Annotated in this window: 19 protein-coding genes, 1 tRNA gene and 1 pseudogene; 12 read left to right on the top strand and 9 right to left on the bottom strand. The window is 65.4% G+C overall.

The genetic code is table 11. The features are described 5' to 3' along the window. Positions 1-6: 6 nt before the first annotated feature. From rlmM to pdxB, 3 genes are all read left to right on the top strand, one after another. Entirely contained in the window at positions 7-1,071 is a 1,065-nt protein-coding gene (gene rlmM / locus CCOS191_RS18180) for a 23S rRNA (cytidine(2498)-2'-O)-methyltransferase RlmM (RefSeq protein WP_046856416.1), read from the top strand. Positions 1,072-1,178: 107 nt separating this feature from the next. Next, on the top strand, positions 1,179-1,421 hold the full coding sequence (gene tusA / locus CCOS191_RS18175; protein WP_023632607.1) for a sulfurtransferase TusA: 243 nt from the start codon (positions 1,179-1,181) through the stop codon (positions 1,419-1,421). Positions 1,422-1,468: 47 nt separating this feature from the next. Then, complete coding sequence (pdxB, locus tag CCOS191_RS18170; RefSeq protein WP_046856415.1) at positions 1,469-2,611, top strand: 4-phosphoerythronate dehydrogenase PdxB; 1,143 nt, start codon at positions 1,469-1,471, stop codon at positions 2,609-2,611. A gap of 93 nt (positions 2,612-2,704) precedes the next feature. Here pdxB and CCOS191_RS28245 read toward each other — a convergent pair whose 3' ends face one another. Beyond that, a complete protein-coding gene (locus tag CCOS191_RS28245) occupies positions 2,705-2,875 on the bottom strand; it encodes a PA1571 family protein (protein WP_172670901.1) in 171 nt (56 codons plus the stop codon). A 246-nt stretch (positions 2,876-3,121) separates the two neighbouring features. Between CCOS191_RS28245 and CCOS191_RS18165 the strand changes: the two genes are divergently transcribed. The 4 genes and pseudogenes from CCOS191_RS18165 to mqo all read left to right on the top strand — a co-directional run bounded on the left by CCOS191_RS18165 (position 3,122) and on the right by mqo (position 8,574). Continuing rightward, complete coding sequence (locus tag CCOS191_RS18165) at positions 3,122-4,885, top strand: ABC transporter transmembrane domain-containing protein (RefSeq protein WP_046856414.1); 1,764 nt, start codon at positions 3,122-3,124, stop codon at positions 4,883-4,885. A 99-nt stretch (positions 4,886-4,984) separates the two neighbouring features. Then, positions 4,985-5,764: pseudogene (locus tag CCOS191_RS28780) on the top strand (methyl-accepting chemotaxis protein); the annotation flags it as partial. Between the two features lie 165 nt (positions 5,765-5,929). Then, positions 5,930-6,697 carry a methyl-accepting chemotaxis protein gene (locus CCOS191_RS28775; protein WP_371919800.1) on the top strand — a complete coding sequence of 256 codons (768 nt, stop codon included), beginning with the start codon at positions 5,930-5,932 and terminating at the stop codon, positions 6,695-6,697. Positions 6,698-7,008: 311 nt separating this feature from the next. Next, on the top strand, positions 7,009-8,574 hold the full coding sequence (gene mqo / locus CCOS191_RS18155; RefSeq protein ID WP_046856413.1) for a malate dehydrogenase (quinone): 1,566 nt from the start codon (positions 7,009-7,011) through the stop codon (positions 8,572-8,574). A 98-nt stretch (positions 8,575-8,672) separates the two neighbouring features. On the opposite strand, the gene CCOS191_RS18150 is transcribed toward mqo, so the two are convergent. Then, positions 8,673-8,749, bottom strand: a tRNA-Pro gene (locus tag CCOS191_RS18150). Positions 8,750-8,831: 82 nt separating this feature from the next. Continuing rightward, positions 8,832-9,053, bottom strand: a complete 222-nt coding sequence (locus CCOS191_RS18145) for a YgdI/YgdR family lipoprotein (RefSeq protein WP_023632528.1) — start codon at positions 9,051-9,053, stop codon at positions 8,832-8,834. Positions 9,054-9,233: 180 nt separating this feature from the next. Here CCOS191_RS18145 and moaB point away from each other — a divergent pair, with 180 nt between their 5' ends. Next, entirely contained in the window at positions 9,234-9,773 is a 540-nt protein-coding gene (gene moaB / locus CCOS191_RS18140) for a molybdenum cofactor biosynthesis protein B (protein WP_046856412.1), read from the top strand. A gap of 16 nt (positions 9,774-9,789) precedes the next feature. Continuing rightward, the gene (locus CCOS191_RS18135; RefSeq protein ID WP_172670931.1) at positions 9,790-10,977 is read left to right on the top strand and encodes a molybdenum cofactor synthesis domain-containing protein; all 1,188 of its coding nucleotides are present in this window, start codon (positions 9,790-9,792) and stop codon (positions 10,975-10,977) included. Here the strand turns inward: CCOS191_RS18135 and CCOS191_RS18130 are convergent. Then, entirely contained in the window at positions 10,966-12,201 is a 1,236-nt protein-coding gene (locus CCOS191_RS18130) for a glycosyltransferase family 4 protein (protein WP_046856410.1), read from the bottom strand. The genes CCOS191_RS18135 and CCOS191_RS18130 overlap by 12 nt on opposite strands. A 63-nt stretch (positions 12,202-12,264) precedes the next feature. Beyond that, positions 12,265-13,722, bottom strand: a complete 1,458-nt coding sequence (locus tag CCOS191_RS18125) for a mannose-1-phosphate guanylyltransferase/mannose-6-phosphate isomerase (protein WP_046856409.1) — start codon at positions 13,720-13,722, stop codon at positions 12,265-12,267. Between the two features lie 273 nt (positions 13,723-13,995). Between CCOS191_RS18125 and yegS the strand changes: the two genes are divergently transcribed. Beyond that, positions 13,996-14,883, top strand: coding sequence for a lipid kinase YegS (gene yegS, locus CCOS191_RS18120; protein ID WP_046856408.1), 888 nt, complete (start codon positions 13,996-13,998; stop codon positions 14,881-14,883). Here the strand turns inward: yegS and CCOS191_RS18115 are convergent. The 3 genes from CCOS191_RS18115 to CCOS191_RS18105 all read right to left on the bottom strand — a co-directional run bounded on the left by CCOS191_RS18115 (position 14,867) and on the right by CCOS191_RS18105 (position 17,304). Next, positions 14,867-15,529: a response regulator gene (locus tag CCOS191_RS18115; protein ID WP_046856407.1), complete on the bottom strand. Its 663-nt coding sequence runs from the start codon at positions 15,527-15,529 to the stop codon at positions 14,867-14,869. The two genes, yegS and CCOS191_RS18115, sit on opposite strands and share 17 nt — an antisense overlap. After that, positions 15,519-16,415, bottom strand: coding sequence for a sensor histidine kinase (locus CCOS191_RS18110; protein WP_046856406.1), 897 nt, complete (start codon positions 16,413-16,415; stop codon positions 15,519-15,521). Before CCOS191_RS18110 ends, CCOS191_RS18115 begins: the two co-directional genes overlap by 11 nt. Before the next feature lie 376 nt (positions 16,416-16,791). Then, complete coding sequence (locus tag CCOS191_RS18105; RefSeq protein WP_046857857.1) at positions 16,792-17,304, bottom strand: hypothetical protein; 513 nt, start codon at positions 17,302-17,304, stop codon at positions 16,792-16,794. A gap of 338 nt (positions 17,305-17,642) precedes the next feature. On the opposite strand from CCOS191_RS18105, the gene CCOS191_RS18100 reads away from it, so the two are divergent. Next, positions 17,643-18,578 (top strand): chemotaxis protein CheV, encoded by a 936-nt coding sequence (locus tag CCOS191_RS18100; protein ID WP_046856405.1) that lies wholly within the window; start codon positions 17,643-17,645, stop codon positions 18,576-18,578. Between the two features lie 55 nt (positions 18,579-18,633). Then, complete coding sequence (locus tag CCOS191_RS18095; RefSeq protein WP_046856404.1) at positions 18,634-19,437, top strand: MOSC domain-containing protein; 804 nt, start codon at positions 18,634-18,636, stop codon at positions 19,435-19,437. Between the two features lie 347 nt (positions 19,438-19,784). Here the strand turns inward: CCOS191_RS18095 and CCOS191_RS18090 are convergent, their stop codons facing one another. Then, entirely contained in the window at positions 19,785-21,713 is a 1,929-nt protein-coding gene (locus CCOS191_RS18090) for a transglycosylase SLT domain-containing protein (protein WP_046856403.1), read from the bottom strand. Positions 21,714-21,910 lie beyond the last annotated feature (197 nt).

Raw genomic sequence — 21,910 nt, 5'->3', positions numbered from 1 at the left:
TGAGAAATGAATACCCTGTTCATGCATTGCCGGCCCGGCTTCGAGGGCGAGGTCTGCGCCGAAATCAGCGAACACGCCGCCCATCTGGGCGTGCCCGGCTATGCCAAGGGCAAGCCGCAGAGTGCCTGCGCCGAGTTCGTCTGCACCGAGCCCGGTGGCGCCGAACGCATGATGCAGGCGCTGCGCTTCTCGCAGCTGATCTTCCCGCGCCAGTGGGCCCGCGGCACGTACGTCGAGCTGCCGGAGACCGACCGCATCAGCGTGCTGCTCGAGCACCTGGCCGCGCTGCCGGTGTGCGGCAGCCTGTGGCTGGAGGTACTCGACAGCAACGAGGGCAAGGAGCTGTCGACCTTCTGCCGCAAGTTCGAGGTGCCGCTGCGCAAGGCCCTGGAGAAGGCCGGCCGCCTGGTCGACGACGCCCGCCGTCCGCGCCTGCTGCTGACTTTCATCAGCGGCCGCCGGGTGTTCCTCGGCCTGGCCGATGCCGACAACTCGGCGCTGTGGCCGATGGGCATCCCACGCCTGAAGTTCCCCCGCGAGGCCCCGAGCCGCTCGACCCTCAAGCTCGAGGAAGCCTGGCACCAGTTCATCCCGCGCGAGCAATGGGACGCGCGCCTGAACGACGACATGACCGGTGTCGACCTGGGTGCCTCGCCCGGCGGCTGGACCTACCAGTTGGTCAAGCGTGGCATGCTGGTGACCGCCATCGACAACGGGCCGATGGCCGAGAGCCTGATGGATACTGGCCTGGTCACCCATCTGATGGCCGACGGTTTCACCTGGCAGCCGAAGCAGACGGTGGACTGGATGGTCTGCGATATCGTCGAGAAGCCGGCGCGCACCGCTTCGCTGATCGAGACCTGGCTGGGCGAAGGGCTGTGCCGCGAAGCGGTGGTCAACCTGAAGCTGCCGATGAAGCAACGCCATGCCGAGGTTCGCAAGCTGCTGGACCGTATCGAGGCTGGGTTCAAGGCGCGCAAGGTGAAGGTGTCGATCGCCTGCAAGCAGCTGTATCACGACCGTGAGGAAGTCACCTGCCACCTGCGCCGGCTGGACCTGAAGCCGCGCTGAGGCCATCGCGGGGCAAGCCCGCTCCCACGGTACCCGGCCCTTGTGGGAGTGGGCTTGGCGCCCTTCGGCCGATACGCCACAATGACGAGCATTTTGCGGAGCCTTTCATGACCGATTTCACCCACGACGCGATCCTCGACGCCACCGGCCTGAACTGCCCGGAACCGGTGATGATGCTGCACAAGCATGTGCGCGAGCTGGTATCCGGCGGCGTGCTCAAGGTCATCGCCACCGACCCGTCGACCCGCCGCGACATCCCCAAGTTCTGCATCTTCCTCGGCCACGAGCTGCTCGGCCAGGAAGAAGACGCCGGAACCTACCTGTACTGGATCCGCAAGAAGGCCGACTGAGCCCGCCGCGATCGCGCTACACTGCGCTCCCCTGACAGGAGAGCGCCATGCTGATAGTTGCCGACGAGAATATCCCGCTGCTCGATGCCTTCTTTGCCGGTTTCGGTGAAATCCGCCGTTATCCCGGCCGGGCCATCGACGCCGCCTGCGTCAAGGACGCCGACGTGCTGCTGGTACGCTCGGTGACTCGCGTCGATCGGCAACTGCTCGAGGGCAGTCGGATACGCTTCGTTGGCACCTGCACCATCGGTACCGATCACCTCGACCTCGAACACTTCGCCGAAGCCGGTATCCACTGGAGCAGCGCGCCGGGCTGCAACGCCCGTGGCGTGGTGGACTACGTGCTGGGCAGCCTGCTGACCCTGGCCGAACTCGAGGGTGCAGACCTGGGCAAGCGCGTCTATGGCGTGGTAGGCGCGGGTGAGGTCGGCGGGCGGCTGGTGCGGGTGCTGCGCGGTCTCGGTTGGAAGGTGCTGGTGTGCGATCCGGTGCGCCAGGCCAGCGAGGGCGGCGACTTTGTCGATCTCGAGACGATCCTCGAGCAATGCGATGTGATCAGCCTGCACACGCCGCTGCAACGCGGCGGCGAGCACCCGACCTGGCACCTGCTCGACCAGCCGCGCCTGGCCCGCATGCGCGCAGGCGCCTGGCTGATCAACGCCAGCCGTGGGCCTGTGGTGGACAACGCTGCCCTGCGTGAACTGCTGTTGGACCGAGAGGATGTGCATGCGGTGCTCGACGTGTGGGAGGGCGAGCCGCAGGTGGACCTGGCGCTGGCCGACCTGTGCACCCTGGCCACGCCGCATATCGCCGGCTACAGCCTGGATGGCAAGCAGCGTGGCACGGCGCAGATCTACCAGGCGTTCTGCCGCTGGCAGGGCTTGCCCGAGCAGGTGCGACTGGCCGACCTGTTGCCGGCAACGGGCTTGGCGCAGATCGAGTTCGACGCCAGCGCGGAGCCGGCGTGGACGTTGGCCACCCTGTGCCGCGCGGTGTACGACCCGCGTCGCGACGATGCGGATTTTCGTCGCAGCCTCAGCGACGACCCGGCCGAGCAACGCGCCGCGTTCGACCTGCTGCGCAAGCATTATCCGGTACGCCGCGAGATCGAAGGGTTGGCGGTGCGGGTGCGGGGGGAGGCACCGCAGTTGGCGCAGGTGGTCAGTGCGTTAGGCGCGGTGTTGGTCTGAGGGGGTAGCGCGGGGCAAACCACAGGTGAGGGTGAGCTTCGCGGGCAAAAATAAAAAACCGGCGCGGGCGCCGGGTTGCACGCAATTCGGGGGTCAGGCCTTGCCGATCTTCTTGACTCGGCTCTCTTCCAGGTCCTTGCAGGCCTTCTGGATCATCTGCTCGGTGATCGGGACCTCGCGACCCTGGGCATCGATGATCGAGCCGCAGACCTGAGGTTGCGAGCGGTTCTGATTCTTGGGCGTATCGGTGTGCTGCAAGCTCATGTCCTGTCTCCTCTTTCAGGTTCAAGCTCAAGGTATCGCTTCGCCGTGACTGGTCTGTGACAGCTTTTCGGCTTCATGCTGGATCAGTCCACCAGAAAGCGCGGCAAAGCTCCAGTCACGCTTTAGAACGAATGGGCATAGCCACTGCCGCTCCGTCCGAGCATGGGACGGCCTCGCATTCCCGAGCGTTGCACAGCGCCGACGAGTGGTAGTCTGCTACCAATCCCCTGTGGAACGACCTTTGCCATGCCCGATCCGATCTCCCCCCGCCAACGCCGTGCCCTGCACCTGGGCTGGCAGTTCGTGCGCCCCTATCGCTGCCAGGCGCTGCTGGCCTTGCTGGCGCTGGTGGTCACCGCCGCCATCACCCTGTCCATGGGGCAGGGCATCCGCCTGCTGGTCGACCAGGGCTTCATGACCGGTTCGGCGCACCAGCTCAACCAGACCATCGGCCTGTTCATGCTGCTGGTGGTGGCGCTGGCGGTGGGGACCTTCGCCCGTTTCTACCTGGTGTCGTGGATCGGCGAGCGCTGCGTGGCCGATATCCGCCGGGCAGTGTTCGACCACCTGGTCTGGCTGCATCCGGGGTTCTTCGAGGACAACCGCAGTTCGGAGATCCAGTCGCGGCTGACCGCCGACACCACCTTGCTGCAGTCCGTCATCGGCTCGTCGCTGTCGCTGTTTCTGCGCAATGCGCTGATGGTGGTCGGCGGGGTGATCCTGCTGTTCGTCACCAACCCCAAGCTGACCAGCATCGTGGTGCTGGCCCTGCCCCTGGTGCTGGCGCCGATCCTGCTGTTCGGCCGGCGCGTGCGCAGCCTGTCGCGGCAGAGCCAGGACCGGGTGGCCGATGTGGGCAGCTATGTCGCCGAGACCCTTGGCCAGATCAAGACGGTGCAGGCCTACAACCACCAGGCGCGTGACCAGGCACTGTTTGGCGACACCGTGGAGGCGGCGTTCGACGTGGCGCGGCGGCGCATCGCCCAGCGTGCCTGGCTGATTACCCTGGTGATCGTGCTGGTGCTCGGTGCGGTGGGGGTGATGCTGTGGGTCGGCGGCATGGATGTGATCGCCGGGCGCATCTCGGGCGGTGAGCTCGCCGCGTTCGTGTTCTACAGCCTGATCGTCGGCAGCGCCTTCGGCACCCTGAGCGAGGTGATCGGCGAATTGCAACGGGCCGCCGGTGCCGCCGAGCGCATCGCCGAGCTGCTGGCGGCGCAGACGGCGATCCTGGCGCCGACACAGCCGGCGGGGTTGGTGGACGGGCGCGCCAGTGGCGACATCGAACTGCGCGAGGTGCGCTTCGCCTACCCGTCACGGCCCGCGGTGGCGGCCGTCGACGGCCTGAGCCTGCATATCCGCCCCGGCGAAACCGTGGCGCTGGTCGGGCCGTCGGGGGCCGGCAAGTCGACCCTGTTCGACCTGCTGCTGCGGTTCTACGACCCGCAATCTGGCGCGATTCTGCTCGATGGCCAGCCGATCACCGGGCTGACGCCTGTCGACCTGCGTCGCCAGTTTGCCCTGGTGGCCCAGCAGCCGGCGCTGTTTCGCGGCACGGTCGAGGCCAATATCCGCTACGGTCGCCCCGAGGCCAGCCTGGCCGAGGTCGAGGCGGCGGCGCGCGGTGCCCATGCCCATGAATTCATCATCCAGCTGCCCCAGGGCTACCAGACACCCTTGGGCGAGGGTGGCGTAGGCTTGTCCGGTGGCCAGCGCCAGCGCCTGGCGATTGCCCGGGCTCTGCTGGTGGATGCGCCGATCCTGCTGCTGGATGAAGCCACCAGCGCGCTGGACGCGCAAAGCGAGTATCTGATCCAGCAGGCATTGCCACAACTGATGGCCGGGCGCACCACACTGGTCATCGCCCACCGCCTGGCGACGGTGCAGCATGCCGACCGTATCGCGGTGATCGACAAAGGCCGACTGGCGGCAGTCGGGCCCCATCGACAACTGATCGAGCAAAGCCCACTCTACGCCCGCCTGGCAGCACTGCAATTCAACTCGGGCTGAGTGTCTTGCTGTCGCTGTTTTGTAACAAATCTGTAGCAATTGCCTGAGACTATCTGCCTCGGCTGTTGCGCAGGTGCTTGCCCTGGTTGCCATCGCCCGATGGCGGCGTTGATGGGGCAGCGAACGAGGACAAGGACGCCTCTGTCGGCGGTGCCGGCGTGCGCCGTTTCCCTCTTCCTTGTTCCGAGATCCGCAATCTTGCGTAAATCCCTCAGAGTGCAAATTCTCTCCCTGCTCGGTGGCAGCCTGGTGGCGATCCTGTTGATCGCCCTGGTGTGCTTCCAGTTCCTGTCCTCCAGTGTGCGCGGCTACGCCGAACTGGTGGACGGACCGTTGCGTGCCTCGCAGCTGATCGACGAAGCCAACCTGCAGTTCAAGATCCAGGTGCAGGAATGGAAGAACGTGCTGCTGCGTGGTCGCCAGCCGGCGGAGCTGGACAAATACTGGCAGCAGTTCCAGGCTCGCGAGCAGCAGGTGCAGCAATTGCTGGGGCAATTGATCGACAGCAGCGATCCTGCGCTCAAGGCGCGCCTGGAGCAACTCAAGGCCAGCCACCGCCAGCTGGGTTCGGCCTACGAGCAAGGGCGCCAGGCATTCCTGGCTGCCGGTGGCGACCCGGTGGCCGGCGACCTGGCGGTCAAGGGCGTGGACCGCGCCACCAGCGACCAGATGAGTGCACTGGTGGAGCAACTGCGCCTCGATGCCCACGGGCGTGCCGACGCCATCAGCGCCAGCGCCGAGCGCACGGTGTGGTTGGGCGTGCTGGTGATGCTGGCCTCGGCCGTGCTGGTCGGGCTATTCAGCCTGTGGTTGGTCAACCGCAGCCTGGTCGAGCCGATCCGCCAGTTGATCGACTACGTCGCCCAGCTCAGCCAGGGGCGTTTCGCCGCCCGGGTCGACAGCCGTCGCGAGGATGAACTCGGGCGCCTGGCGCTGGCGGCCAACACCCTGCGTGATTTTCTTGCCGACACCGTCGGCCGGCTCAAGGACAACGCCGAGGAGCTGGAGAGCGCCAGCGGCCAGCTCAGCCGTATCGCCGGCGACATGGCTCACGGCACCCATGATCAGTTCCAGCGTACCGACCAGGTCGCCACGGCCATGCACGAGATGTCCGCCACTGCCCAGGAAGTGGCCCGCCATGCCGCCGATGCCGCCCGCGCGGCGGACGAGGCCGACCACAGCGCCCAGGCGGGCGAGCAGGTCATGCAGCGCACCATCGACACCATTGCCGTGGTCAACCGCGAGATCGCCGGCACCGCAGCGGTGATTCGCCACCTGGAAAACGACAGCACGCGCATCGGCAAGGTGCTTGAAGTGATTCGCGGCATCGCCGAACAGACCAACCTGCTGGCGCTTAACGCCGCCATCGAAGCCGCCCGTGCCGGCGAGGCCGGGCGGGGTTTCGCGGTGGTAGCCGACGAGGTACGCAGCCTGGCCCAGCGCACCGCGGCATCGATTGCCGAGATCCACCAGATCATCGAGGCGGTGCAGTCGGGCGCGGTGGAGGCGGTCAAGGCCATCGAGAGTGGCCAGCAGCGCAGCGAGGAGGGCGCCGAGCAGGTGCAGCAGGCCGGGCAGATGCTGCAGCGCATCACCACGGCGGTGGAGGCGATCCGCGACATGAACCGCCAGATCGCCACCGCCGCGGAGGAGCAGACCAGCGTCGCCGAGGACATCTCGCGCAACCTGGTCGAGATCACCCGCATCGCCACCGCCAACCAGCAGGCGGTGCAGCACACCGAGCAGGCCGGACAGCGCCTGCACGGACTGTCGGGTCAGTTGGGCGAAGTGACTTCCCGATTGACCGCTTGAATCGCCATCGCGGTGCGCCGATGCGACTCGCACCGCGATGCTTTTGAGGGTGGGGAAATCCGCCATTTTCGCATGTCGCATCAGTTACCTGTGGCGGATTGTCGCCATCCACTGGGTGGCCGAGGACGCTGTGGGCGGCATCAGCCCTGGCCCAGGCCATGCTGGCACACTCCCTGCTTTACGGCGCCCCGGGCCAAGGCCCGAGGCGATCGTGCCCCGATTTCGCGAAACTCCTGCCAACCACAACAACAACCGGGCGTGCACACCGGGGGCAACGACTGCCAATCCTTCACTTCAATTGGATTGAGCTAATGAAAAAAATCCTGCTGACGCTCCTGTGCCTGAGTGTCATCGGCTGCTCCAAGCCCGCGGAGCCCCAAAAGTCCGTCGATGTCCTGCTGATCGGCGGCGGCATCATGAGCGCAAGCCTCGGGACCTACCTAACCGAACTGGAACCGAGCTGGAAAGTCGACGTCTACGAGCGCATGGACCAGGTCGCCGAAGAGAGTTCCAATGCCTGGAACAATGCCGGTACTGGCCACTCGGCGTTCTGCGAGCTGAACTACACCAGCGTCGGCAAGGACGGCAGCATCGACATCAGCAAGGCGGTCAACGTCAACGAACAGTTCGAGGTGTCCAAGCAGTTCTGGGCCTACCAAGTCGAGCAGGGCGTGCTGAGCAACCCGCGTTCGTTCATCAACAACGTGGCGCACATGAGCTTCGTCTGGGGTGACGAGAACGTCGCCTTCCTGCACAAGCGCGTCGAGGCCCTGCGGCACAGCTCGCTGTTCCGCGGCATGGAGATCACCGAGGACCACGAGCAGATCCGCCAGTGGGTGCCGCTGGTGATGGAAGGCCGTGACCCAGGGCAGAAGGTGGCCGCGACCCGCATGGGCATCGGTACCGACGTGAACTTCGGCGAGATCACCCGGCAGCTGTTCGCCGCCATGACCCGTAACCCGAACGTGCAACTGCACCTGGGCCATGAAGTGCGCGACATCGTGCGCAACGACGACGGCAGCTGGAGCGTGGTGGTAGCCGACCTGGCCAAAGGTGGCAAGGAGACTGCGGTCAAAGCCAAGTTCGTCTTCATCGGCGCCGGTGGCGGCGCGCTCAAGCTGCTGCAGAAGTCCGGCATCCCGGAGGCCGAGGGCTATGCCGGCTTCCCGGTCGGTGGCCAGTTCCTGATGACCGACAATGCCGACCTGGTCGCCCGCCACAAGGCCAAGCTGTACGGCAAGGCCTCGGTCGGCGCGCCGCCCATGTCGGTGCCGCATCTGGACACCCGGGTGATCGATGGCAAGGAGGTTCTGTTGTTCGGTCCGTTCGCGACCTTCTCCACCAAGTACCTCAAGCACGGCTCGTTGCTGGATATGCTCAGTTCGCTGACCACCCACAACATCAGCCCGATGATGCATGCCGGCATCGACAACATCGACCTGAGCACCTACCTGATGGGTCAGCTGATGCTCAGTTTCGACGACCGCATGGCGGCCCTGCGCGAATACTTCCCCAACGCCAAGAACGAAGACTGGCAGCTGCTCCAGGCCGGCCAGCGCGTGCAGGTGATCAAGAAGGATGCCGAGCACGGTGGCGTGCTGCAGTTCGGTACCGAAGTGGTGGCCGCCGAGGATGGCAGCATCGCCGCGCTGCTGGGTGCCTCCCCTGGTGCCTCGACCGCCGCGCCGATCATGCTGACCGTGCTCGAGAAGACCTTCAAGGATCGGATCAAGAGCGCCGAGTGGCAGGCCAAGCTCAAGGAAATCGTGCCGACCTACGGCCAGAAGCTGAACAACGACCTTGAGTTGACCAACAAGACCCGCGAATGGAGCAGTGCGCGCCTGCAACTGCTGCATGTGCCGGTGTTGCCGGAGTAAGCGCACAAGCGTGGGAGCGGGCTGGCCTGCTCCCACCGGTGACTGGCTTTTTTCGCAGACAACAAAAAACCCGCGCAAGGCGGGTTTTTTGCAGGATTTGGTCGGAGAGACAGGATTCGAACCTGCGGCCTTCTCGTCCCGAACGAGACGCGCTACCTGGCTGCGCTACACTCCGATGTCCGAAATGCTACTGCATCGATTTTTTCAACGCAACCCCTTGTTGCAAAAAGGAGTTGCGCCAAAAACGCAGGGCTGGATCACAGCTCCTTGACGGTACGGATCTGGTCTTTGTTGATGCGTGTGCGCTTGCCGTCGAGCTGTTCGAATTCGTAGAAGCCGGAGTCGTCGTCATACGACGGGGTGTCCACCGCCTGGATCTCGCGGCCGTCGTTCAGGGTGATGACGGTTGGCGAGGCGCAGCCGGCGAGGGCGCCCAGGCCCAGGGCAAGCAGGAAGGCGGGAAGGGTCCGTTGGATCATCGTGTTTCTCCAGTGCGATGGTGCTAGATGTCATTAAGACGCAGGGCGTCCACGCAAGTTCCTTGCACAGTGCAGCATAGCGCCATCGCACCGGCATTGACCAAGAACAACGTCGCGGTCGGGGCGCCGTGGCCTGTGATATAACAGCGCACATTCCCTGTTCCCCTGCGACGGACTCCCATGAAAGCCAAGGCAGATACCCCTTTTGTAGCGCTGAACATCGCCGTGCTGACGGTCAGCGATACCCGTACCTTCGACACCGATACCTCCGGCCAGCTGTTCGTCGATCGCCTGAGCGCCGCCGGCCACCGCTTGGCCGAGCGCGTGCTGCTCAAGGACGACCTGTACAAGATCCGCGCCCAGGTCGCGACCTGGATCGCCGATGACCAGGTGCAGGTGGTGCTGATCACCGGTGGCACCGGCTTTACCGGGCGCGACAGCACCCCGGAGGCCGTGGCGTGCCTGCTGGACAAGCAGGTCGAGGGTTTTGGCGAGCTGTTCCGGCAGATCTCGGTGGCCGACATCGGCACCTCCACCGTGCAGTCCCGCGCCCTGGCAGGCCTTGCCAACGGCACCCTGGTCTGCTGCCTGCCGGGCTCGACCAATGCCGTGCGCACCGGTTGGGACGGCATCCTCGCCGAGCAGCTCGATGCCCGTCACCGGCCGTGCAACTTCGTGCCGCACCTGAAGCAGGCAGCGGCCTGTGACAGCCGTGGTTGACGTGGCCCGGCCGTTGATGCCGGTGGAAGAGGCCTTGGAGCGCCTGCTGGCGCTGGCCGAGAAGGCACCCATCGCCGAGACCGAACACGTCGTGCTGGCCGAAGCCGAAGGGCGCGTCCTGGCCCATGAACTGGTGGCCGGCCTCGACCTGCCGCCGTGGCCCAACAGCGCCATGGACGGCTACGCCCTGCGCCTGGCCGACTGGCAGGGCGAGCCGCTGCGGGTGACCCAGCGCATCTTCGCCGGCCATGCGCCACAACCCCTGGAGCCTGGCACCTGCGCACGGATCTTCACCGGCGCGCCGCTGCCCGAAGGCGCCGATTGCGTCGAGATGCAGGAAAACACCGAAGTGCTCGAGGATGGCCGGGTACGGTTCCTCGAACCCCTGGCACTGTCACAGAACGTTCGCCCCAAAGGCCAGGAAACCCGTGTCGGCGAACAGGTGATGAGCGCCGGCACGCGGTTGGGTCCGATCCAGCTCGGGCTGGCCGCGACCCTGGGTTTCGGCACCCTGCAAGTACGGCGCCGGCCACGGGTGGCGGTGCTGTCGACCGGTGACGAACTGGTCGAGCCGGGATTGCCGCTGGGGCCCGGGCAGATCTACAACAGCAACCGGCGCCTGCTGGTCAGTTGGCTGCAACGCCTGGGCTGCGAGGTGGTGGATGCCGGGATCCTGCCCGACGACCTCGAGCGCACCCGCCAGTGCCTGGCCGGGCTGGGCGATGTCGACCTGATCCTGTCTACCGGTGGCGTGTCGGTGGGCGAGGCCGATTTTCTTGGCCTGGCCCTGCGCGAAGCGGGCGAGCTGGCGCTGTGGAAGCTGGCGATCAAGCCGGGCAAGCCGCTGACCTTCGGCCATTACCAAGGTGTGCCGGTGATCGGCCTGCCGGGCAACCCGGCCTCGACATTGGTCACTTTCGGCCTGCTGGCGCGGCCCTACCTGCTGCGCCGGTTGGGTGTGCACGATGTCGCGCCGCTGCGTTTCAGCGTGCCGGCGGGTTTCGATTGGCCCAAGGCCGGGACGCGGCGCGAATTCCTGCGCGCGCGCATCGAGGATGGCCGGGTGCGCATCTACAAGAACCAGAGCTCCGGTGTGCTGCGCAGCGCGGCCTGGGCCGACGGGGTGGTGGAGGTGCTTGAGGGCAGCACGCCACGGCAGGACGACCCCGTGGCATTCATCCCGTTCAGCGAGCTACTTGGCTAGCACGCCGCCGGGGGCGCCTGCGCCTGCCGGTGCCAGCTGGGTCAGGCGCATGTGCACGTTCTCCAGTTGCTGGGCGGCAACGCTCCAGTCATGGCGCTGGCGGGCGAACTGGCGCCCGGCCTCGCTGAGCTGGCACATGCGCCACGGCTGGTTGAGCAGTTGCGTGACCAACAGCGCCAGCTGGCCGCTGTCGTCGCTGCCCAGGTAGTGTTCGCCGTTGTTCATGGCCAGGCCCGAGGCGCCCTTGCTGGTGGTGATGACCGGTAGCCCGGCGGCCATGGCCTCGAGGATCTTCACCTTGGAGCCACCGGCATGGCGCAGTGGCGCGAAGAACAGCGCCGAGCGGCGCTGCAGCTCGCGCAGGTCGGGACGGTAACCTACCCACTCGATACGTGGGTCGTTCCAGTGCAGCTTCCAGCTGGCCGGCAACGCGTGCCCGGCAATGGCCAGGCGCACCGCCGGATTGCTCATCCATACCTGCGGCAGGATTTCCTCCAGCGCCCACTCGATTGCCTCCAGGTTGGCGCCATACTCGAAGTTGCCGACAAAAAGCAGGCGTTGGCTGTGCGCGGTAGGGCGCACGTCCTGGTAGTGGTCGCAGTCCACGCCATTGACCACCACATTCACCGGGCGGCCGCTGATCTGGCCGATCAGCTCGGCATCCTGGGCGCTGACTGCCACTACCTCGGTGGGCTGGCGCAGTACCCGTTGTTCCCAGCGCCGATAGCGCCAGCGGTCGAAGGCGTTCAGCGGGCGCAGCCACAAGGGCAGGCGGTCATGGCAGGCGGCGCCCATCACCGACTCCAGGTAATGCTCGCTGAGCATGTAGGGCAAGCCCCGGGCCTGCAGGGCCCGCTCGAATGGCTGGAAGCTGTAGCTGTGCTCGATCTGGATCACATCCCAGGGTTCGTCCAGCAGTTGCTCGAAGCGATGCCGCAAACAAGGCGCCAGGCCGTTGATGATGGCCCGCATGGGATAGTCGATGATGGGTGAGGCGAGCAGGTTGAGCGGGCTGTTCAGGGCTCGCCTGGGCAGTACGATCAGGCGCTCCACCAGGGGCTCCAGGGCTTCGCGCGCGGTGTCGCTCAAGGGGACCTTCGACTGCACCAGCAAGGTGATCCGGTGGCCATGCTGCGCCAGGGCGCGCAGCAGGTGGTATTGCCGGGTCTTGCTGCCGCTGGTGGTGGGCCAGGGCAGGTAGGGCAGGGTCCAGAGTATGCGCATGAGCCCGAATCCTCGCGGTTGGCCGGGTGTCGGCCCTGGATGAAAAAACGCGCCCTCTGGCAGTCAGGCAGGTGCTGCTGCCGCCGGGGCGCGTCCATAGATATCAGTAAAGCGTACGATGTCGTCTTCGCCCAGGTATTCGCCGCTCTGCACCTCGATCATCACCAGGTCGATGACCCCGGGGTTGGTCAGGCGGTGGCTGCGCCCGGGCTTGATGAAGGTGGACTCGTTGGTGTCGAGCAGGAACTCTTCCTGGCCATTGGTCACGCAGGCCATGCCGCTGACCACGATCCAGTGCTCGCTGCGATGATGGTGCATCTGCAGCGACAGCGATTCGCCGGGGCGGACCATGATGCGCTTGATCTTGAACCGCGGCCCTTCCTCGAGCACCGTGTACAGGCCCCAGGGGCGGGTCACGGTGCGGTGCAGGCGGTAGGCGTCATGGCCCTGGCGCTTGAGCTGCTGGGCGATCACCTTGACTTCCTGGCTGCGCGCGGCATCGGCGATCAGCAGGGCGTCGGGGGTGTCGATGACGATCAGGTTGTCCAGGCCGACCGCGCCGACCAGGCGCCGAGGCGAGTCGATGTAGCAGTTGCGCACGTCTAGCAGCACGGTTTCGCCGTTGCAGTGGTTGCCCTGGCCGTCGGCCGGGCGCAGCTCACGTACCGCTTCCCAGCAGCCGATGTCGCTCCAGCCGATGTCGCATGGCACCACGGCCACCTGGGCGGACGGTTCCATGAGGGCATAGTCGATGGAGATATCCGGCACCAGGGCGAAGCGTTCGGGGTCGAGTTCCACCTGCAGGCCGCCCGCGCCTTCCTTGACATGGCTCTGTTCCAGACAGTCGGCCACGTTGCGCAGGACCTCAGGGGCATGGGCCTGCAGCTCCTGTAGCACCGTGCCGACGCGCAGGCAGAACATGCCGGCGTTCCACAGGTGCCGGCCACCGTCGAGGTAGGCTTGGGCGGTGTCGGCGTCGGGCTTTTCGACGAAGCGGGCGACCTGGTAGCCGCCGTCAGCGATCGGCTGGCCCTGCTCGATATAGCCGAACCCCGTTTCGGCACGGGTCGGTTGCAGGCCGAAGGTGGTCAGCCAGCCTTGCCCGGCCAGCGGCATGGCCTGCCGGACGGCCGCCTCGAAAGCGCCCTGGTCCTGGATCAAGTGGTCGGCGGGCAGCACCAGCAGCAGGCTGTCCTCGCCGTGCAGGCGGGCGCAGTGCAGCGCCGCGGCGGCGATGGCGGGTGCGGTGTTGCGGCCCAGGGGTTCGAGAATGAAATCGAGGGCTACCCGTGCAGCGCCGACCTGGCGATATTCGTCCTGGGTGCGGAACACCACTTCGCGGTTGGTCACCGTGAGCACCCGCTCGACCCCGGGCAGGCTGCTGGCGCGGCTGAAGGTCTTCTGCAACAGGCTCATGCCGTCGGGCAGGCGCATGAAGGGCTTGGGCATCGCTTCGCGCGAGACCGGCCACAATCGGGTGCCGGCGCCGCCAGCGATGATGCAAGGGATCAGAACGCTCATAGTCACAGCCTCGAATCGGTGCGCTGCGGGCAGCGCAATACAAGGAAATCACGACCTGTCAGGCGTCTGGCGGCGCAAAGTCAATAAAATGACTTTTTCGGGCGTCATCTTCCATGAAGGCCAAATATTTGTCGAATGATGCGCCTGTCGCGAGCGGCTTTCAATGGCAATTACGGGAAACGGCGGTTTTTGGGCGGGGCATGCAGCAATCCGTGCGCGTTCATGGTCGAGATTGCAGTAGGGCATTTCTGTGCATTTTTCCGGGAGGGCGACATGAGCGAGCGCAAGGCATTGCTGATCCTGCATGGCAAGCAGGCCACCAACGAAGACGTGCGGGCCGCGGTAGGCCAGGTGCGTGAGCGTGGCTGGGAGTTGGACGTGCGCCTGACCTGGGAGGGCGGTGATGCCCAGCGCCTGGTCGGGGAAGCACTGGCGGCGGGCTATCCTCACGTGGTGGCCGGCGGCGGTGATGGCACGTTGCGCGACGTGGCCGAGGCCATGGGCTTGGCGGCTACCCAGGCCAGCCTGGCGCTGCTGCCGCTGGGTACGGCCAACGACTTTGCCAAGGCGGCCGGTGTGCCGCTTGAGCCGCAAGCGGCCCTAGACCTGCTGGACGTACCGGCACGGCCGATCGATCTGGGCCGGGTGGGTGACCAGCTGTTCCTGAACATGGCTACCGGCGGATTCGGCACCCAGGTCACCGCCAGTACCTCTGAAGACCTCAAGAAAGTGCTGGGCGCCGCGGCCTACCTGTTCACCGGGCTGTCGCGCTTCAGTGAGCTGCAGGCGGCCTCGGTCGAGCTGCAGGGTCCGGGGTTCCAGTGGCAGGGCGAGTTGCTGGCGCTGGGCATCGGCAATGGTCGTCAGGCCGGCGGCGGGCACGTGCTATGCCCCGAGGCGAGCGTGGACGATGGTTTGCTGGACGTCGGCATCCTGCCGGCGCCCCAGGAGATGGCCGGGGCCTTGCGCGATCTGTTGGCCGGTGAGGGGCTGTTCGTGCGCGCCCGCTTGCCGTGGGTGGAGATCAAGAGCGCCCAGGGGTTGGACATGAATCTCGACGGCGAGCCCCTGCAAGCGGCCAGCCTGCGGTTCGAGGCCGTACCCAAGGCGCTGCGCGTGCACCTGCCGGCGGATTCGCCGTTGCTCAGTCGTCCAGGCTGATGATTTTCTCGCGCACGGCGAACAGCACCAGGCCCGCCACATCGTAGATCTGCAGGCGCTTCATGATCTGCGAGCGGTGGGTTTCCACGGTCTTGATCGACAGGCCCAGGCCGCCGGCGATCTCCCGGGTGGATTTGCCGCGCACGATCAGGCGCAGGATCTCCAGCTGGCGGGCGGTCAGGTTGTGATGGCCTTCGTTGTTCGCTTGGCGGCCGCTCTGGGCGCGCAACAACGCCTGGTTGATCACGGTGTGGGCGATGGCCGGGCTGAGGTAGCGTTCGTCGTTGCGCAGGGCGGTCAGTGCCTGCTCCAGTTCGGTGGCCGTGGTGTCCTTGAGCAGGTAGCCATGGGCGCCGCTCTCCAGGGCGCGCATGATCAGCTCCGGGTCGGTGTGCATCGACAGGATCAGCACCTTGCAGGTGCAGCCGCTTGCGCGCAGCTGCGTGAGGGCGTCCAGGCCGCTGGTCGAGCGCATGGAAATATCCAGCAGGACGATGTCCGGCGCGAGACGCCGGACCTGCTCCAGCAGTTGGCTGCCATCGTCGGCTTCGCCAATCACGGTATAGCCGGGAATATCCGTTACCAGTGCCCTGACGCCAGCGCGAATCAGGGAATGGTCGTCCACCAGCAATAATCTACAGGTCATCGGGAGCGGGAGTCCTGGCACGTTCTTGGTTGCGGGGTGGCCATGGGAAGAGGGCGTCGATGCGGGTGCCCTGGCCGGGCTGGCTGGTGATGCTCAGGCTGCCCTGCAGCGCTGTCACCCGTTCCTGCATGCCAGCCATGCCGCGCAGGCCGCTTTCTGCTGGCGTCTGCGCCGGCACGAAGCCGCCGCCGTCATCCTGGATCGACAGCGCCAGGCCGGCCGAGGTGCGCTGCAGGCGGACCACCAGGTTGCGTGCGTGTGCATGGCGGAGCATGTTGGTGACCGCCTCCTGGGTGATGCGAAAGGCCGCCATGGTCACTTCTTCGCTGATGCCGCCCAGGCGTTGGTTGCATTCAAGGCTCCAGTGCACCTCGGTATTTTCCAGGGTGCGCAGCAAATGCGCGCGCAGGCTCGCCTCCAGGCCCAGGCTGGCCAGTTGTCGAGGGTTGAGAATGGTGGAAACGTCGCGCACGTTGCCCAGCGTATGGTCCAGGGTGCTGCGCAAGGTAGCGCAGTGCTCCTGCAGGTCCGCCGGCACCCGGCGTTGCAGCCAGTCGACCTGCAGCTTGGCGGCGGTCAGCAGTTGGCCGATATCGTCATGCAGTTCACGGCTCAGGCGCTGACGCTCGCTCTCTTGCACCTTGAGCATGCGCGTGGCCAGTTCCGCCGGGCGCAGGTTGATCGAGCGCGCCCAGTGGCGCAGGTGCCAGCCGACGCCGATCATCGCCAGCAACTGGAGCAACAGCAGGCTGGCCGACAATGGCAGGGTGCGCAGGTACACCACCAGGTTTGCCGCCAGCGATGCAATGCACAGCAGCGTGGTCGTCCAGCGGAGCAGGGCAACTCTGGAGCGGCAACGCTGGAGGAACTTCAAGCGTGGGAGCATAGATAGGGAAGCCACTGAGTTATTGCAGTTGAGGGTATTGCACATGCCTGGCCAGAGGTGCTGGTGCCGTGCATTCAATCAAGCACCGGGCACGTATCCAATCACCCGATAATCTGGGTGCGCATGTTCGAATGTGCACATGTTATCACTTTGATTGAATTTGGTCGCGGGGGGATAACTGCTTGAAACCTCGGATTTTCCGGGCTGTGGCGGGTCTGGCGGGCGAGGCGCTGGCTAGCAGAGTGCCATTATTAAAAGATGTTTCCAGTACGCCTCGATCAACTAAAAAACCCAGCGGGCAAAAACATTTGGAAAAACTTGCCAAACTTTGCAAGTTAAACCCTGAGTGGGTTTAGTTGCCGCGCAATTAGTCAGGTTAATGTTGGCGGTCGGCTGCGCCGAGGCTTTGCTCCGCAAGTGCATCCTGGGCGTGGGGGTGGTCGCAGAACGTGCCGGTTTCCTGGCAATCGGCGCACAGTTGCGCTGTCGGTTGGCCCAGGGTGGTGGCAAGCTCGGCCAGCAGTCGTCGTTGCTCCTCGGTGTCCATGTCCAGGCGGCCGGTCTGCGGGTCGAGCAGCTCCAGTTGCCAGTCCAGCAGGGTCAGGCAGGCCGCAAGCGCGGGCAGGCTGGTACCGTGCAGATGCTGCTGGGCGCACGCGGGCGCGAGCAGTCGTTGCAGGGCCAGGGCATGGTGGGCCACTTCGAGCAGGTCGAGCGCGACCGCTCGCCGGGCGAGGGTGTCGAGCGCGGCATTGAGGCTATGGCAGGCATCCGGATCGTTGGTGATCAGCTCCAGGTGCTGCAGGCATTCCTGGGACCTGGCCAGCAGGACCTGCGCATCCTGCAAAAAGGCCGCCACGGCGGCGTTGTGCAGTGGAGTGCTATCCATCATGGCGCCCCGTCTTCAGGGATTGGCCGTACCAAGATGATCGCTCGCAAAAGCCTGACTCCGTTCATGCAGTGAGAATGGCGTCACATTAATGGCTAATGGATATTGCGAACATCAGGTTGCACCCGATTGCTACTAGGGGTTTCCCTGATGCGGTTTCAGGCGGGTCGTTCGTTGCGAGCGACGGACGTGGCGGGATGTGGCAGCAGTAAAGCATGATGGTAAAGTGATATCAATCACCCCGCATGGCTTTTTCCATCAGGGGTCAAGCTGTGCCCGTGTCCGCCGATACAGGGGGATGCATTCACTTTTTCCCGACTCACGCCTGGGGGCTTTCAATGGCTGGCATTCTCGACACGGTAGACCAACGCACGCAACTGGTGGGTGAGAACCGCCTGGAAATCCTCATGTTCCGGCTGGCCGGCCGGCAGTTGTTCGCCATCAACGTGTTCAAGGTCCAGGAGGTGCTGCAGTTGCCCAAGCTGACCCTCATGCCGCAACGCCATTCCTTCGTCTGCGGCGTGGTCAACCTGCGCGGCCAGACGCTGCCGGTCATCGACCTGTCCCAGGCGATCGGCATGCGTGCGCTGCAGCCGGGGCCGAACAGCACCATCATCGTCACCGAGTACAACCGCTCGGTGCAGGCGTTCCTGGTGGGTGGCGTGGATCGTATCGTCAACATGAACTGGGAAGCCATCATGCCGCCGCCGGCCAGCGCTGGTCGCCAACACTACCTCACGGCGATCACCAAGGTCGACGAGCAGCTGGTGGAGGTCATCGATGTGGAGAAAGTGCTGGCCGAGATCGTCCCCTACAACGCCAAGGTCTCCCGCGACAAGCTCGAAGACCCGGTATTGGCCCGCGCCCGTGGCCGCGAGGTGCTGCTGGTGGACGACTCCACCGTGGCCCTGGCGCAATTGCGCGATACCCTCTCGCAGCTGGGAGTGAAGCTGCACGTGGCCAGCGACGGCCTCAAGGCCCTGCGTCTGCTCAAGGGCTGGGCGGACGCAGGGGAGAATGTCTGCGAGAAGTTGCTGATGGTCTTCACCGATGCCGAGATGCCCGAGATGGATGGTTACCGGCTGACCACCGAAATCCGCAACGACCCGCGCCTGCGTGGCCTCTACGTGGTACTGCACACCTCGCTGTCGGGCAGCTTCAACGAATCCATGGTCAAGAAAGTCGGTTGCGACAACTTCCTTTCCAAGTTCCAGCCCGATCGCCTGGTGGATGTGGTACGTCAACGCCTGACCCTGGACCACGCCACGGTGTAACGGCGGTACCGGTCCGGTATAAGCTTGGTGTTTCGACTGGCGCAAGGTGGCAGGGATGTTTCTGAGTGCGTTGTATCGGTACCCGGTGAAATCGGCCCAGGCCCAGTGCCTGCAGGCGTCTGTGGTCGGCCATATGGGCCTGGACGGTGACCGGCGCTGGCTGGTGGTGGAGGAGGAGAACGGCCGCTTCCTGACCCAGCGCGCCTGGCCCCGGCTGGGGCAGGTTGGCGCCAGTTACGGCGAGCAGGGCCAACTGCTGCTCCAGACGCCGGGACAGGCACCCTTGGAGGTGCCGGTACCGCCCGCCGACGAGGCCCTGCGCGGCATCACCATCTGGCGCGACACCTTGCGCGTGCCCGATGCCGGCGATGCCGCTGCGGCCTGGCTCAGCGAGCTGCTGGGCAAGGCGGTAAGGCTGGTGTACTGCCCCGAGCAGCGGGCCCGCTACCTGCCCAGCGGCTACGGCCTCAACAGTGACCGGGCCGCCTTTCCCGATGGTTTTCCACTGCTGCTGATCGGCCAGGCCTCGCTGGATGAGTTGAGCCGTCGGGTGGGGCGCCCCATGGAGATGCTGCGTTTTCGCCCGAACCTTGTGGTAGAGGGGGCCGAGGCCTTTGCCGAGGACCGTTGGAAGCGCATCCGTATTGGCGACATGACCTTCCGCGTGCTCAAGCCGAGCGTGCGCTGCATCCTCACCACCCTCGATCCCGCCACGGGCGAACGCAGCCCGGACCGTGAGCCGTTGACCACGCTCAAGACGTTCCGCGAGAAGGAAGGCGATGTGCTGTTTGGCCAGAACCTGGCGGTGGATGGCGAGGGGGAGCTGAAGGTGGGGATGGCGGTTGAGGTTATCGAGTAAGGCAGGGCGAGTGTGATTGTGTGAGGGCTGCAAGGTGCTGGGCGATAGTCTTGCAGCGTTTTCGAAATCGAGCGCCGCCCGCGCGGCGCATCGCTGGCAAGCCAGCTCCCACATCTATTTCGGGCCAATCACTCCTGTGATGTTATCGCTGCCCGCCTTGGCGCATGTCTTGAGATAGGTGGGGCGGCAGTGGTGCCCACGCTGAAACCGCGTCGTACAAACAAGGCGTACAGCCGCGTCGGCGCAGACGTAATTGGACCGAAAAAAATGTGGGAGCTGGCTTGCCAGCGATGCGCCGCGCGGGCGGCGCTCGGTCTCGTAGGCGCTGCAGCACCCTCGGCGAATGATCACATATCGTCGAAATACCGCTCATGCCAATCCACCAGCGGCTGCGGTGAATTGAGTTTCTGCCCGTAGATGACCGAATACGACAGCACGTTCTGCACGTACTGGCGCGTCTCATCGAACGGAATCGATTCGACCCACACATCGAAACTCAGGTGCTTGGCGCCCTTGAGCCACTGGCGTACACGCCCGGGGCCGGCGTTGTAGGCGGCCGAGGCCAGCACGCGGTTGCCGTTGAACTGACTGTGCACCTGGCTCAGGTAGGCAGCACCGAGCTGGATGTTCTTGTCCGGATTGAACACCTGGGCCGGCGAAGCCAGCGGGATGCTGAACTTGCGCGCGGTTTCCTTGGCGGTGCCCGGCATCAGCTGCATCAGGCCACTGGCGCCGACGCTGGAGCGGGCGTCCTCCATGAAGGCGCTCTCCTGGCGGGTGATGGCGAACACCCAGCTCGAATGCAGGCCGCGAACCTTGGCTTCGCGCACCAGGGTGTCGCGGTGGGCCATCGGGAAGCGGATGTCCAGGTCGTCCCAGTACTGGGCCTGGCTGATGGTGCGGATGGCGGGGAAGTACCAGCGCATGTCGTAGGCCAGGCGGGCCTGGGCGACCATTTCGTCACGGTTGAAGTGGCGGCTGACGTGGTACCACTCGCGGCGCCCTTCGACGATCTGGCCACGGGCGTGGAACTCCAGTGCGCGACGGATGCCGGGGGTGTTGCGGACCTTGTTGGTCACCGCCTGGCTCAGCGCCAGCGGCTTGTTGTTCAGCTGATAGGGCGTCTGCGCCCGGTCGGCGGCGAGGAAGCCATAGAAATCACGCTCGCGGGCGACGGTCTTGTACAGCAGCGGGACCTGCGGGTTGTTCGGCTGGGCCAGCTCCAGGCTGCGCGCCTGCCAGTACTTCCAGCGGTTGCTGCTGGCCAGGTCCTGGGGCAGGCGCTTGGTCAGTTCGTAGGCTTCTTCCCAGCGGGCCAGGCGCAGCAGCAGGCGCAGGCGCCATTCGCTGACGGTGTTGTCGCGCAGTTCCGGGTCGTAGCGGGTCATCAGGTCGAGGGCGCGCGGGTCGTAGCGGCGGGCCAGGGTCAGGCCGATCTCGCGGGCGATGGCGACCTTCTCGTCACGGGAGAAGTGCATGCGCTGGGCATAATCGTCGAGCAGGGCCATCGCCTGTTCCGGATTTTGCCGGGCCAGGCGACGAAGGCCCAGGCTGACCACGTCGGACATGGCCTCGTTGACCGGTGTGAAGCGCGAAGGCTGGTTGAGCAGCTCGGGCTTCTGCGCCACGTCGATCAGCAGCTTGCCCTGGGGGGCGAGGGTGGTGAGGGTTTTCACCAGGTTGTTGGCCAGGCCGTAGTTGCGCGCCTGTGCCGCAAGCTTCGCGCGCTGCCAGCGCTTGGCCTCGGTCAGCTGGCCTTCGGCGGCCCACATGGCGAACAGGGTGTCGCAGGCGGTGGGCTGGGATTTGCCGACGTTCCACAATTTTTCGGCGCTGGCGAAGCCTTCGGCGCGCTGGCCGTGGGAGAGCTGGTACTGGCCGTTGAGGCAGTCCAGTTCGGTGAAGTTCAGCTTGGGGTCGTAATAGCGGGTGAAGGTGTTCCATTCACCGCGCTCGGCCAGCCAGCGCAACCAGCGCAATTTCATCCAGTTGGCCTGGGGCAGGTCGCCATGGGCCTTGAGGAAGCCCTCGATCTCTTCGTTGCTGGCGCTCTTGAGGCGGGCGGTCAGCTCGTCGTAGGTGAGGTAGGGCGTGAGCGGGTAATCGCGCAGCGCCTGCGCGTAGCGCAGGTAGGGGCCCTTGTCGCCCTTGGCCAGGGCGCGCTTGGCCTCGTCGTAGTATTGACGTTGCTGGGTGATGTCGGCGGCCTGTGCGACGCTCGCGGCGAGGGTGGTCAGCAACAGGCAGGAAGCAATTTGTAACAGGCGGCTGCGCATGATACGTCCGGGCAGTGGAACCATGGAAAGTGACGGCGGAGCCAGCACTGTTGGGTATTACTGCTTAGCTTAGCCGTTTGCCGGTGGCCGGCGAAAGCACTGTGCTTGTATCGAGTTGTTATCCGACGCCCTGTCGCGGCGACGGGCTTTTGATGCCCTGAAGGGGTAAGTCAGGTAGAATGCGCGCCCGGTTTTTG

This window comes from Pseudomonas sp. CCOS 191 (assembly GCF_001007005.1).
Taxonomy (GTDB): domain Bacteria; phylum Pseudomonadota; class Gammaproteobacteria; order Pseudomonadales; family Pseudomonadaceae; genus Aquipseudomonas; species Aquipseudomonas soli.
The sequence above is the reverse complement of the archived record's forward strand: the minus strand, read 5'-3'. Positions and strand labels throughout refer to the sequence as shown.

What these genes read in the sequence shown, in the direction of transcription:
- CCOS191_RS18130 (WP_046856410.1), bottom strand. Translation starts at nt 12,201, where the DNA reads ATGCGCATACTCTGGACCCTGCCCTACCTGCCCTGGCCCACCACCAGC.
- CCOS191_RS18095 (WP_046856404.1), top strand. Translation starts at nt 18,634, where the DNA reads ATGTTTCTGAGTGCGTTGTATCGGTACCCGGTGAAATCGGCCCAGGCC.
- CCOS191_RS18145 (WP_023632528.1), bottom strand. Translation starts at nt 9,053, where the DNA reads ATGATCCAACGGACCCTTCCCGCCTTCCTGCTTGCCCTGGGCCTGGGC.
- yegS (WP_046856408.1), top strand. Translation starts at nt 13,996, where the DNA reads ATGAGCGAGCGCAAGGCATTGCTGATCCTGCATGGCAAGCAGGCCACC.
- tusA (WP_023632607.1), top strand. Translation starts at nt 1,179, where the DNA reads ATGACCGATTTCACCCACGACGCGATCCTCGACGCCACCGGCCTGAAC.
- CCOS191_RS28775 (WP_371919800.1), top strand. Translation starts at nt 5,930, where the DNA reads ATGGCTCACGGCACCCATGATCAGTTCCAGCGTACCGACCAGGTCGCC.
- CCOS191_RS18115 (WP_046856407.1), bottom strand. Translation starts at nt 15,529, where the DNA reads ATGACCTGTAGATTATTGCTGGTGGACGACCATTCCCTGATTCGCGCT.
- CCOS191_RS18105 (WP_046857857.1), bottom strand. Translation starts at nt 17,304, where the DNA reads ATGGATAGCACTCCACTGCACAACGCCGCCGTGGCGGCCTTTTTGCAG.
- CCOS191_RS18125 (WP_046856409.1), bottom strand. Translation starts at nt 13,722, where the DNA reads ATGAGCGTTCTGATCCCTTGCATCATCGCTGGCGGCGCCGGCACCCGA.
- mqo (WP_046856413.1), top strand. Translation starts at nt 7,009, where the DNA reads ATGAAAAAAATCCTGCTGACGCTCCTGTGCCTGAGTGTCATCGGCTGC.
- CCOS191_RS18135 (WP_172670931.1), top strand. Translation starts at nt 9,790, where the DNA reads ATGCCGGTGGAAGAGGCCTTGGAGCGCCTGCTGGCGCTGGCCGAGAAG.
- CCOS191_RS28245 (WP_172670901.1), bottom strand. Translation starts at nt 2,875, where the DNA reads ATGAGCTTGCAGCACACCGATACGCCCAAGAATCAGAACCGCTCGCAA.
- CCOS191_RS18090 (WP_046856403.1), bottom strand. Translation starts at nt 21,713, where the DNA reads ATGCGCAGCCGCCTGTTACAAATTGCTTCCTGCCTGTTGCTGACCACC.
- pdxB (WP_046856415.1), top strand. Translation starts at nt 1,469, where the DNA reads ATGCTGATAGTTGCCGACGAGAATATCCCGCTGCTCGATGCCTTCTTT.
- CCOS191_RS18165 (WP_046856414.1), top strand. Translation starts at nt 3,122, where the DNA reads ATGCCCGATCCGATCTCCCCCCGCCAACGCCGTGCCCTGCACCTGGGC.
- moaB (WP_046856412.1), top strand. Translation starts at nt 9,234, where the DNA reads ATGAAAGCCAAGGCAGATACCCCTTTTGTAGCGCTGAACATCGCCGTG.
- rlmM (WP_046856416.1), top strand. Translation starts at nt 7, where the DNA reads ATGAATACCCTGTTCATGCATTGCCGGCCCGGCTTCGAGGGCGAGGTC.
- CCOS191_RS18110 (WP_046856406.1), bottom strand. Translation starts at nt 16,415, where the DNA reads ATGCTCCCACGCTTGAAGTTCCTCCAGCGTTGCCGCTCCAGAGTTGCC.
- CCOS191_RS18100 (WP_046856405.1), top strand. Translation starts at nt 17,643, where the DNA reads ATGGCTGGCATTCTCGACACGGTAGACCAACGCACGCAACTGGTGGGT.